Consider the following 11,667-nt stretch of genomic DNA (forward strand, 5'->3'; position numbering starts at 1 on the left):
AAAAAGAATTTTCAACGTGTAGAAAGGAGACTTTCAACGTGTAGAAAAAGAACTTTCAACACGTTGAAAACTCCACCATCTGCGGTGAGCGATGAGCACCAACCACTTGTGAGAACGGCCAAGCCACCTCTCGCGAGATCGAGAAGCCCTTCACGCCGGGGCCTCCCGCCCCTCCACAACAAAAGCCGACCTCCCACATGGGGAAGTCGGCCGGCAAGAGTGGTGGAAGTGCGACGGATGTTGAGAGAGGAGAGGAGATCGCTATGCAAGGTCTACCTCTTCAAGTTCACCGCGGTGAACGTACCAAAGATAACCGCGGAGATGGGTGCGTCCCATCCGGCGCAGAAGGTCGGCATACCGGCGCACCTGCTTGTGGTAGGCAGGATGGGAGCGGCCGAACTTGTAGTCGACAATGACGGTTTCCTCGCCGCGCATCATCACACGGTCGGGACGCTGGTGGGCCGGGCGTCCCTGCGCATCACGAAGAAGGATGTTGCACTCCCGATAGAGTCGCCACGAACCGTCGAACCACGACTGCGCCACAGGATGTGTCACGGCGCTGTGCAAGAGGGCAATCAACTGTGGGACCTGGGTGGGGTCGACCATCTTTCCGGTGCGGCGAAAGTCGGCCACCACGCGCTCCACATCGGCCGCCGTCTCGATGTGTTCCATCATGCGGTGGAGCAGACGTCCTTGTTGCAGCGCGCTGTCAGGGCTGGACGCAGACGAGACTTCGGGTGCGGCTTCGGGCATGGCTTCGGCTGCATCGTCGCGCAAAGTTTGGACGAAAGCAGCAGCATTGTTGGATTGCCGGAAGCAGGCCTTGCTGTCGTAGAGGCAGAAGTGGAGCGGTTCGGCGGTGGGGTCGATTTGCAGCGGATTGTGGGGCTCGGCCTTTTCAGATGCAGCGTCAGTCGGTGTGCATTCGCGCAGGGAGGGTTGCCCGATTTCGAGCGTGAGGCAGTCGTCCTCGATGCTCACGGATGGGGAGGGTTGCCCCTCTTCCGTGAGGGGGATGCGCAGGTGGTTGTCCAGATCAAACAGGGCACGGCGCAGGATGTCGCGCATGCTGTCGCCGGGGGACTTGTTGATGGGTGCACAGACGATGAGATTTTGCCGCGCTCTGGTGAAAGCCACGTACATGAGGTTGAGATTTTCGATGCGGCGGCTGCGGTGCTCCTTCCGATAGTCGGGGGCGTAGATGCTCTGTTCGGTCTTCGAAGACACAGAGATGGGTAGGAGGGGCAGGCGGTTGTAAGGCGCAGATGTGGGCTTCATCCAGAGCAGGTCGTCGTTGCGGTTCTTCTCGGTGTGCCAGTGGCAGTAAGGAATGAAGACGGAGTGGAAGGCCAGCCCTTTGGACTTGTGGATGGTGAGAATGCGCACGCCTTTGACCACGGTGGAAGGGATACTCTGCTCGTGGAGTTTCTCGTCCCAATGCTGCAAGAAAGCTTTGAGGTTGGGCACGTTGCTGTCGAGAAACTGGAGGATGGCATCGAGGAAGGCATAGAGGTAGGGCGACTGTCCGGAGTGGCTTTCGCCGTCTTTGTCGAGGGCAAAGAGGACGATGATTTGCTGCACGAGATGATAGAACGGGAGGTCGCGCTGCGGAAAGCGATAGCGCTCGCGCCACTGCTGCAACTGCTCGAACACGTGTTGCTCCAGCCCTTTCGGGGCATGGCGGCGGAGGTAGGCTTCGGCAATACCGTCGCCGTTGAGGGCGATGTAGCGCAGGGCGTGGACGATGGTCTGCACGGCAGGCGAGGCTTCGAGCAAGAAAGCTTCATCGGAAACGATGGGGATGACCTGAAAGGCTTCGCTTTCCTCAAAATGGCGGATGACCTTGTTGATTTCCTCCTTTTTGCGCACCAGAATGGCCATGCGCTCGAAGGGCACACCGGTTTGGTGGAGGCGCAGGATTTGGCTGCCCAGTTCGTCCTCGGGGCAGAAAGTGTCTTCCTCCTCCGGCACCTCGTCGGGCTCCTCGTCCTTTTTGCCCTTTTTGTCTTTCTTAGGTGTTGCACCTTCGATTTTGATGCGCACAAAGCCGCCGGCATTGCGCGGTCGTTGCGCCACCTCGTCTTCGGCATAGAGCGCGCCGATGTCCTGCCCTGCGTCCACTTCATCGGGATGGGTCTCAAAGGTTTGGAGCACTCGGGCCAGTTCGACGAAGAGGCGGTTGTTGCAGTCGACGATGTTGCGGCCGCTGCGGAAGTTGCTGTCGAGCTGCTCAATCTGTGTCGTTTCGCTGTCCCGCAACGCCGCCAGCGCCGTCCAGTCGCCGCCGCGCCAGCGGTAGATGCCTTGCTTCACGTCGCCTACGAGCATGCAACTGTTGCCCTGAGCAATGTTTTCGACAAAAAGGTGACGGAGGTTGGCCCATTGCAGCGAGGAGGTGTCTTGGAACTCATCGATCATGATGTGGCGAAACTGCACACCGGCCCGTTCGAAGACAAACGAGGCTTCAGCGCCCGACACCATCTTGTGGAAGAGAATGGGAGTGTGGGCAAGCATGAAGGCGTTATTTTCGTGGTTGAGCGCGTGCACCTGTTTGTCGATTTCGTCCAGTAGGCGGAGGGTGTTGAGGTGCTGTGTGCTCAGTTCGCAAGAGTTGATAATGGGCAACGCGTCATCGGTGAGCGGCTTGAAAGCATGCAGGCGGTGGCTCACCTCCTCGGCCCAAGCCACGAGGCGGTCTTGCTTCTGGTTGGCCTTGGTAAGGAGGCGGAGCGGGTCGGTGGTGCAGGCGCTGAGGGTGTCGGAGAAGGGGAGTTCTTTGCCTACATTCTTAAAGTTCCACTCGCGCAACTTCTCCATTTTAGTGGCCACATTCTTGCCGTGGGAGATGTTTTCATAGCCTTCGGACTGCCAGATGAAGGCATCGATTTCGGCCGCCGTACGCTTCACCTTGGCCTTGATGGCTTCTTTCTTTTGGTTGAGGGTGTCGCGATAGCTTTTCACCACCTGATTGGTCAGCCCGACGCCCTCCACTTGGCGCAGGCGGTCGCCCTCTAAGAGGTAAGGCTCTTTGAGCAACTCATTGCCCAAGCGTTTGATTTGTCGCGCCACGTTCCAGTTTTTGTCCTCGTCGATTTGCTCCTCGATGTAGCCGGTGATCCATTGCAGCAGGTCGCTGTCGGGGCGGAGGGTTTGCAGGAGCTGATCGACGGCCTTGCTGAGCACGTTTTTGTCGTTGAGGTCCACCTTGAAGCCCGCCGAGAGGCCGAGTTCGTGCGCCAAGTTGGTGAGGAGCGCCTGGAAGAAGGAGTCGATGGTGGTGACGTGGAAGCGGTCGTAGCCGTGGAGGATTTGCACCAACACCCTGCCGGAATAGGTACGGATTTGCTCATCGGTGATGCAGCGGTCCACCCGCGCCCGCACCGCTTGGAAGAAGCCGTCGGACGCATCGGTGGAGTGGGCAATGGCATAGAGCGACTGCAAGATGCGTTCCTTCATTTCGGTGGTCGCCTTTCGCGTGAAGGTGATGGCCAACTGGTGGCGGTGGGGTTGGTCGCCGAGGCGGTAGTCGTTGATGAGGTTGGCAATAAATTCGGCCGCGAGGGTGAAAGTTTTGCCCGCACCGGCCGAGGCTTTATAAATATGGATGGGCTTCGTGTCCATAAGCATAAGCAAGAGAAGGGGAAGGTGGTGTGTTTATTTCCGAGCGGGGAGACGGTAGAGATGTCTGCCGCGTGCCACGAGCATTTTGCCGTCCAGTCGTTCGATGTTCACCGTGTCGGGATGTGTGGCAGGATGGAGGATGAGTCGGGCGTTGTGCACGGCATAGTCCTTGGTGGTGGCTTCCAACTGCGTGAGGTTGAGGGCCGTGCCCACACTGTTGCCATGGTCGGTGAGGGTGAGGGCATAGCGGTGGCCGGGCACGACATCGCCGTAGAAAGTGGCATCGGTGCCGTCGTCGTGGCTGCGCATCAGGTCGAGCGTGTCGCCGCGCTCGGTGACGAGGGCAAAGGTGCTCATCCCAAAGTCGTCGGTCGCCACACCATATATCGTGGTGTCGGGCGCTGCAGCGTGTGAGGGTGTCGGCAGCGTGGAGTCGGGGGCGGCCGCTTCGGCTTCGGTGGGCGTTTCGACCTTTTTACGACAACCGGTCACGAGCAACAACAATAGGAAGAGGAGAGGAAGAATACGTTTCATAAAGCAAGAGGGTTGAGAAATGTGCAGCGAAATTACGTAAAAAATGCCATTCCCGACGGCAATCTGGGCGAAAATCAGGCGTTTAGCCACATTTTGTCAGGAAAAAGCGGGGTGGTCTCAAAAAAAGTGCGTACTTTTGCAGCCGTGGCATTTGGCCTTGTGCCGAAACGCCATGTCCCCGTCTGTCGTAAACGAGGCGCAGCCCTCATTTCTCCAATACGGGACACCGCGATTGCGATGGACGACGGACTCACCTTTTTTATTCATTTTATTAACTCACCTAACATTAAATGGAGAATCTTAAAAACGTTGCTCCCTTGGCCGATTTCGACTGGGACGCATTTGAAAACGGCTCTGCAGCCACCGGCGAAAGCCACGAAAGTCTCGTTGCTGCCTACGACCAAACCCTCAACAACGTGCACGAGCACGAAGTGGCAGAAGGCGTTGTGACCAACATCACCAAGCGCGAAGTGGTGGTACGCATCGGCTCGAAGAGCGACGGTATCATCCCCGTCAGCGAATTTCGCTACAACCCCGACCTCAAAATCGGAGACACCGTTGAGGTTTACATCGAAAACCTCGAAGACAAGAAGGGCCAGCTCGTCCTCTCTCACAAGAAGGCTCGCGCCAGCAAGTCTTGGGAGCGCGTCAACGAAGCCCTCGAAAACAAGGAAATCATCAAAGGTTTCATCAAGTGCCGTACGAAGGGTGGTATGATTGTCGATGTCTTCGGCATCGAAGCCTTCCTACCCGGTTCGCAAATCGACGTGAAGCCCATCCGCGACTATGACGTGTTCGTGGGTAAGACCATGGAATTCCAAGTTGTAAAAATCAACCAGGAATACAAGAACGTTGTGGTCAGCCACAAGGCACTCATCGAAGCTGAACTCGAAGCTCAGAAGCAAGAAATCATCAGCAAGCTCGAAAAGGGTCAGGTGCTCGAAGGTACGGTCAAGAACATCACCAACTATGGTGTATTCATCGACCTCGGCGGCGTAGACGGTCTCGTCCACATCACCGATCTCTCTTGGGGTCGCGTCAGCAATCCCCGCGAAGTGGTACAAGACGACCAGAAGCTCAACGTCGTTATCCTCGACTTCGACGAAGAGAAGAAGCGCATTGCCCTCGGTATTAAGCAACTCACTCCCCATCCTTGGGATGCCCTTGACGAAAACCTCAAGGTGGGCGACAAGGTGAAGGGTAAGGTGGTTGTGATGGCCGACTATGGTGCATTCGTCGAAATCGCTCCCGGTGTTGAAGGCCTCATCCACGTTTCTGAAATGTCTTGGAGCCAACACCTCCGTTCTGCTCAAGACTTCTTGAAGGTGGGCGACGAAGTGGAAGCCGTGATCCTCACGCTCGACCGCGAAGACCGCAAGATGAGCCTCGGCATCAAGCAACTCAAGGCTGATCCCTGGGCCGACATCGAAGAAAAGTATCCCGTAGGTTCGCAACACAGCGCACGCGTTCGCAACTTCACCAACTTCGGTGTATTCGTAGAACTCGAAGAAGGCGTTGACGGCCTCATCCACATCTCCGACCTCTCTTGGACGAAGAAAGTGAAGCACCCCAGCGAGTTCACCCAAATCGGTGCACAAATCGACGTGAAGGTGCTCGACATCGACAAGGAAAATCGTCGCCTCAGCCTCGGCCACAAGCAGCTCGAAGACAATCCTTGGGACGTGTTTGAAACCGTCTTCACAGAAGGTTCTGTCCACGAAGGTACCATCACCGAACTTCACGACAAGGGCGCAGTTGTTGCTCTTCAATATGGCGTGGAAGGTTTCGTGACTCCCAAGCACCTCGTCAAGCAAGACGGCACGAAGGCACAGCAGGGCGAAAAGCTCGAATTCCGCGTGCTCGAATTCAACAAGGACAGCAAGCGCATCCTCCTTTCGCACACTCGCACCTTCGAAGAGGGTCCTGCTCACGAAGCTCGCCCCGAAAAGAAGCGCGCTCCCCGTGCTGCTCGCAAGGAAGAGACCGTAACCATCCAAAACCAAGTGGCATCGACCAGCCTCGGCGACAACGATGCTCTGGCAGCCCTCAAGGCTAAGATGGAAAAGGGCGAATAAAGCCTCACCGCTCCATCAGCATAATTTCCCCCACATCGGCAACGACCGGTGTGGGGGATTTTCGTGTGTGCTCTCACCAAAGAAGTAGTCTTCCCTATTCTTGCTGAACACCGACTTACTGCAATGCACACGAAGCGCCAAAAGAAAACAGCCGCTCTTTTCTTTTCCTCTCCTCTCTCGCGCGCGTTCCCTACAATAGTGTGAGTATTTTGCCTTCACTCCTTCACCCGATGCGATAAGTCACAGAGAGACAAGAGGTTGTGGGTGAAGGGAAGCAGCAACTCTGCCTTCACCTCCTTCACGGCATATCCTTCACCGACAGATTACTGATTTGCAGCCGTTTACGTCTTCGGGTGAAGGCAGTGAAGGCAAAAAACGCGTTCTTTATAGTAGTAGCGCGCGTACGCGCGAGGGAAAATGATAGGAAAGTAGGAATTTTACCTCAGAGATAAATACAACTTCCTCGGAGGTAGAAACAACTATCTCTGAGGAAAATCCGTTCTACTGGTAAAGTCAACCATCCATTTCACAGGGGGGACAATCGACAACAAAAAGCGCCCACCCATGGAAAGGGTGAGCGCAATGAAGGATGGAGCAGGGACAAAAATCTTATTTGCTTTGTGCTTCTGCCTGATTGATGAGCTGTTGAGAAGCCACGAGATAGATTTCTACGCGGCGGTTTTGCGACTTACCGGCGGCTGTGCTGTTGTCGGCCACGGGGTATTCTTCGCCCAAACCCTTCACCTCTTTAATCTGGGCGGTGCGAGCGCCATTCTGCACGAGGTAGTTGAAGACACTGTTGGCACGGTCGAGCGAGAGAGCCTGGTTCTTAGCCACAGATTGTTCGGCCGAAACACCACGCCAAGGAGCGTTGTCGGTGTAGCCCATGATGGCCACGTCCATGTCGGTGTTGGCGGCCAGCACTTGAGTCGCAAACTTGTTGAGCGAAGATTTTGCCGTAGGCGTGAGGGTGGCGTTGCCGGTGGCGAAGAGGATGCCGCTGTCGAAGGTCACTTTGACATACTTCATGCCATTGGGGCCTTCGAGGAGTTCGGCTTTAGCATTTTCCACGGCAGCAGCGGCCTTCTTCGCCTTGTCCATACGATTGCCGATGTAGAGACCGGCACCCGTACCTACGGCAGCGCCCACGGCGGCGCCGATGGCTGTACCTTTTCCGTTCTTACTGAGGAGATAGCCCACAATGGAACCGAGGGCAGCACCGCTACCGCCACCAATAGTTCCTCCTTTGGCTGCATTGCTCCACTCGCCACAGGCAGTGAGCATCAGGGAAGCGCAAAGCGCCACCACGAGAGTTTTGATACCTTTCATGTGATAAGAAATGAATTTGATATTAGTTTTTGAAGTAAATCCGAGTGCAAAAGTAGTCAATTCGCGAAGAGTTGCCAAGAAATTCAGAAAAAACTTTGTATCTTTGCACGCAAAAGGGAAAAGTGTGTAATCCACTCCCTTCCGACTCCGATACATTAAATTTATACACGATTATGAACCAACAACAGTTTGAGAACGGAGAGCAGCAGATGGCTCCCCAGACATCGGGCAGTGATGCTGTCCCATCGCAGCCGTTGCCCCCTAAAAAGGGAAATCAGAAAGTGATTTGGCTGATTGTGCTCATTGCGGTGCTGATCATCGGTGCCGGCACAGCGGGCTATTTTTACTATCAGCGCAACAATGAAACGATGGCCTACAATGTGCTCGCGGACAATGAAAAGGTGGAAGACTACGAAGACTTCCTCCGTCGATTTCCCGACAGCCCACATGCCGACGAGGTGCGCGATCGGTTGGCCAAACTGCGCACGATGTATGATGAGTGGGCGCGACTGGCCAATAGCGCTTACGTGAGCGACTTCGAGCGCTTCAAGAGCAACTATCCCACCAGTTCGCTCGCCAAGCAATGCGATTTGAAAATCGACTCACTCGACTGGCAAGAGGCGCTCAAGACCAACACTCCGGAAGCCATTGCCGCCTATATCGCCCGCCATCCTGACGGCCGCTACCTCTCGGAAGCCTCACAGGCACAAAACAACATCGTCAATACCCAAGTGGATGAGACGGAGCGAGAGAACATCGCCTCTACCCTGTCGATGTTCTACGATGCTTTTGGAGAAAACGACGAAGCCGGCATTACGACCTGCATCACTCCCATCATGAGCCGTTTCCTCTCAAAGACCAACGTCACCAAAGCCGATGTGGTCAATGTAGTGGCTGCCACCTACAACGAACACATTCTCAACTGCACCTTCACGCTCAACAACGACTACGTCTGCACAAAGACCACCAACGAGCAAGGTGAGAAAACCTACAACGTGAAGTTCACCGTCGACCAACGCATCACCCGCGACAACCACGGCAAAACTTTTGGCTCGTACACCGCGACCGCCACTCTCAACGGACAGTTCAAAATCTCGGCACTCACGATGAACGAGGTGTCTCGCCGTGAAAGCGACAGCAACATCAACGAGGACTGACTCACTCCCGAAACGCATTCTTAACTTACAGTGCCCCGCCCTGCAGGCGCACAACACACTTTACATAAAAGACCTACACTTATGCTCGTAATCAGTAACTACGAAGAGTTTGCTTCGCACAAAGGCGAAGTGCTTGGCATTTCCGATTGGCTTGAAGTGCCCCAGGAACGCATCAATCTTTTTGCCGACGCCACGCTCGACCACCAGTGGATTCATGTCGATGCCGAAAAAGCAAAAGAAGGCCCCTTCGGCCAGACCATTGTGCACGGCTACCTCACCCTCTCCCTCCTGCCTTACCTGTGGAGTCAGGTCATTGATGTGCGCAACATCAAGATGATGGTCAACTACGGCATGGACAAGATGAAATTCGGGCAAGCCGTCCTCTCGGGTCAGAGCATACGCCTGAAGGCCGAATTGGCCGACATCGCCAACCTACGCGGGGTGTGCAAGGCCGACATCAAGTTCACCATCGACATCAAGGACCAAAAGAAGCCTGCCCTCACCGGTATGGCCACTTTCCTCTACCACTTCAACCAAGACTAAATGACCGACTCTTTCCTCACACTGCAGACTGCCGGCGAGGCCGTCTACACCGAGAAACGCAGCAAGTTCTACGCTTTTGCCTATCCCGTGGAGTGTGAGGAGGACGTCAAACAACACGTGGCGGCATTGCGGAAGAAATTCTACGATGCTCGCCACGTTTGTTATGCTTATGCCCTTGGACACGATGGCATGCAGACTCGCTGCAATGACGACGGCGAGCCGTCGGGGTCGGCTGGGAAGCCCATCCTCGGGCAAATCCGCTCGGTGGGCTTGACCCGGGTACTGGTGGTCGTGGTGCGCTATTTCGGTGGGGTCAAGTTGGGGACAGGCGGCCTGGCCGTGGCCTACAAAACCGCTGCTGCCGACGCCCTTGCTGCCGCCACTCAGGTGGAGCGGCTCGTGAAGGAACAGCTTGTGGTGGAAGTTCCCTATGCCGATGCTGACACGGCCATGCGCTTTGTGCGGGAAGGCGAAGGAGAAATCACGGCCCGCGACTACACCGCCACTTCCACCCTGCTCACCATCGAAGTGCGCCGCTCCTTGCTTCTCCCGCTCCGTGAGCGTTTGCAGAAAATCCTTTCCCTCCGCTTTGTCGAAGCAAATTGAGAAAGCACAACAACGTCCTCCTCGCAGCAGGTCATCCTTCCTTGTCGAAGCGGTCACCCCACAGTTGTCGGAGATGTTCGGTCGTCCGGCTTTCGGAGGTATTGCTGCCAGGATACCAAAATCGGATGGTGGCACACTCATCGGGCAGATATTGCTGTGAGACGAAGTTGCCGGGAAAGTCGTGCGGATAGCGGTAGCCATCGCCGTAGTTGAGTTCCTTCATCAGTTGGGTGGGAGCGTTGCGCAGATGGAGCGGAACGGGCAGATTGCCCGTTTGCTGTACAAAGTCGAGGGCATCGTTGATGGCGCAATAGGCTGTGTTGGATTTGGGCGACGTGGCGAGATAAACCGTGGCTTCGGCCAAAGGAATGCGCCCCTCCGGCCAACCGATTTTCTGCACGGCATCAAAGGCGGCATTGGCCAAGAGCAGGGCGTTGGGGTTGGCCAGCCCGATGTCCTCGGCCGCACTGATGACCAAGCGGCGGGCGATGAACTTCGGGTCTTCTCCACCGGCAATCATCCGCGCCAACCAGTAGATGGCGGCATCGGGATCGCTGCCGCGGATACTCTTGATGAAGGCCGAAATGATGTCATAGTGCATCTCCCCCTCTTTGTCGTAGGCCATGGGGTTCTGTTGCAGCCGCTCCGTGACGGTCGCGTTGTTGATGATGATTGTGCCCTCGGGCGTGGCGTTGACCAGAAGGTCGAGGATGTTGAGGAGTTTGCGCGCATCGCCGCCGCTGTATCGGAGCAGAGCTTCCGTCTCGTCGAGTTGCACCGTGCGCTCTTTGAGCACGATGTCGTGGTGGAGGGCATGGTCCACCAGCGCGAGAAGTTCGTCCTTCTCCAGCGATTTGAGCACATAGACTTGGCAGCGCGAGAGCAAGGGGCGAATGACCTCAAAGGAGGGGTTTTCGGTGGTGGCACCGATGAGGGTGATGTCGCCCGTCTCCACGGCCGCGAGCAGTGAGTCCTGTTGTGATTTGGAAAAGCGGTGGATTTCGTCGATGAAGAGGATGGGGTTGCCCGAGCCGAAGAAGTTTTGGCTTTTGGCCTGTGCGATGACCTCTCGCACCTCCTTGACGCCACTCGTCACGGCACTGAGGGTGAAAAACGGCGCATCGAGTTGCAGGGCTATGATTTTGGCGAGTGTGGTTTTGCCCACCCCCGGCGGTCCCCACAAGATAAAAGAAGAGATGCGTCCGCCTTCGATCATGTTGCGGAGCACAGCTCCCTTTCCGACCAGGTGTTGCTGTCCGATGTAGTGGTCGAGGGTCGTGGGACGTAGGCGTTCGGCGAGAGGTTTCATAATGCGAGTGGAATATGGGAGAATTGGTTGAAATCGAGAGGCGCTTCTATCGGTGCGGAAGTCTTTGTCCTTCTCTTCTACACGTTGAGGGACATTCAGCAGCACTCCATTTTCTTTTTTCGTGAAAGATATTTGTGTAATTGGAAATACAATCGTAAATTTGCAGCAGACAACCCGGCGGTAATAATCGTTCATGCAATCCCCGTGATGAGAAAGGGGCATGTTTAGGCTGCAGAGCAGCGTTGAGGTTGGAACTCATCAACGGCAAGGAAGTCTTCAATGGCTTCCTTGCTTTTTTTTCTTGTTCAATCGTCCTTTTGTGGTTTGCGCTTGCGAGTCAAGGCTGCTTGTTCTCTTTGCAAAGATAGTCATTTGCCCCGAACGCAGCAATCACTCGGCGCTGTTTTCTTGCCGTCCGGCCTCGATGGGCTGCACTTCGCTCAGCGGTCGAAGTCTGTCCGAGGCTTTTCGACTACTCTGCGGATGCCGGATA

8 protein-coding genes are annotated in these 11,667 nt (G+C 55.7%); 4 read left to right on the plus strand and 4 right to left on the minus strand.

Annotation, left to right across the window (positions count from 1 at the left end):
- Positions 1-261: 261 nt before the first annotated feature.
- Both H8527_RS00340 and H8527_RS00345 read right to left on the minus strand, forming a co-directional pair.
- Complete coding sequence (locus H8527_RS00340) at positions 262-3,621, minus strand: exodeoxyribonuclease V subunit beta (RefSeq protein ID WP_222935065.1); 3,360 nt, start codon at positions 3,619-3,621, stop codon at positions 262-264.
- Positions 3,622-3,654: 33 nt separating this feature from the next.
- Entirely contained in the window at positions 3,655-4,155 is a 501-nt protein-coding gene (locus H8527_RS00345) for a hypothetical protein (protein ID WP_187544656.1), read from the minus strand.
- Between the two features lie 290 nt (positions 4,156-4,445).
- Between H8527_RS00345 and rpsA the strand changes: the two genes are divergently transcribed.
- On the plus strand, positions 4,446-6,230 hold the full coding sequence (gene rpsA, locus H8527_RS00350) for a 30S ribosomal protein S1 (RefSeq protein ID WP_187544658.1): 1,785 nt from the start codon (positions 4,446-4,448) through the stop codon (positions 6,228-6,230).
- Between the two features lie 609 nt (positions 6,231-6,839).
- Here rpsA and H8527_RS00355 read toward each other — a convergent pair.
- Positions 6,840-7,559: an OmpA family protein gene (locus tag H8527_RS00355; protein ID WP_187544660.1), complete on the minus strand. Its 720-nt coding sequence runs from the start codon at positions 7,557-7,559 to the stop codon at positions 6,840-6,842.
- Between the two features lie 173 nt (positions 7,560-7,732).
- Here H8527_RS00355 and H8527_RS00360 point away from each other — a divergent pair, with 173 nt between their 5' ends.
- The 3 genes from H8527_RS00360 to H8527_RS00370 all read left to right on the plus strand — a co-directional run bounded on the left by H8527_RS00360 (position 7,733) and on the right by H8527_RS00370 (position 9,865).
- On the plus strand, positions 7,733-8,716 hold the full coding sequence (locus H8527_RS00360) for a hypothetical protein (RefSeq protein ID WP_187544662.1): 984 nt from the start codon (positions 7,733-7,735) through the stop codon (positions 8,714-8,716).
- A gap of 81 nt (positions 8,717-8,797) precedes the next feature.
- On the plus strand, positions 8,798-9,259 hold the full coding sequence (locus H8527_RS00365) for a MaoC family dehydratase (protein ID WP_187544663.1): 462 nt from the start codon (positions 8,798-8,800) through the stop codon (positions 9,257-9,259).
- Positions 9,260-9,865, plus strand: a complete 606-nt coding sequence (locus H8527_RS00370) for a YigZ family protein (protein ID WP_187544665.1) — start codon at positions 9,260-9,262, stop codon at positions 9,863-9,865.
- A 31-nt stretch (positions 9,866-9,896) separates the two neighbouring features.
- On the opposite strand, the gene H8527_RS00375 is transcribed toward H8527_RS00370, so the two are convergent.
- Entirely contained in the window at positions 9,897-11,174 is a 1,278-nt protein-coding gene (locus H8527_RS00375) for a replication-associated recombination protein A (protein ID WP_187544667.1), read from the minus strand.
- Positions 11,175-11,667: the final 493 nt, after the last annotated feature.

The sequence above is a fragment of the Alloprevotella sp. Lung230 genome (assembly GCF_014385435.1).
Lineage (GTDB): Bacteria > Bacteroidota > Bacteroidia > Bacteroidales > Bacteroidaceae > Alloprevotella.

Bases quoted from the DNA above. Each gene is read 5' to 3' on its own strand.
- H8527_RS00340 (WP_222935065.1), bottom strand. From the start codon at position 3,621: ATGGACACGAAGCCCATCCATATTTATAAAGCCTCGGCCGGTGCGGGC.
- H8527_RS00345 (WP_187544656.1), bottom strand. From the start codon at position 4,155: ATGAAACGTATTCTTCCTCTCCTCTTCCTATTGTTGTTGCTCGTGACC.
- rpsA (WP_187544658.1), top strand. From the start codon at position 4,446: ATGGAGAATCTTAAAAACGTTGCTCCCTTGGCCGATTTCGACTGGGAC.
- H8527_RS00355 (WP_187544660.1), bottom strand. From the start codon at position 7,559: ATGAAAGGTATCAAAACTCTCGTGGTGGCGCTTTGCGCTTCCCTGATG.
- H8527_RS00360 (WP_187544662.1), top strand. From the start codon at position 7,733: ATGAACCAACAACAGTTTGAGAACGGAGAGCAGCAGATGGCTCCCCAG.
- H8527_RS00365 (WP_187544663.1), top strand. From the start codon at position 8,798: ATGCTCGTAATCAGTAACTACGAAGAGTTTGCTTCGCACAAAGGCGAA.
- H8527_RS00370 (WP_187544665.1), top strand. From the start codon at position 9,260: ATGACCGACTCTTTCCTCACACTGCAGACTGCCGGCGAGGCCGTCTAC.
- H8527_RS00375 (WP_187544667.1), bottom strand. From the start codon at position 11,174: ATGAAACCTCTCGCCGAACGCCTACGTCCCACGACCCTCGACCACTAC.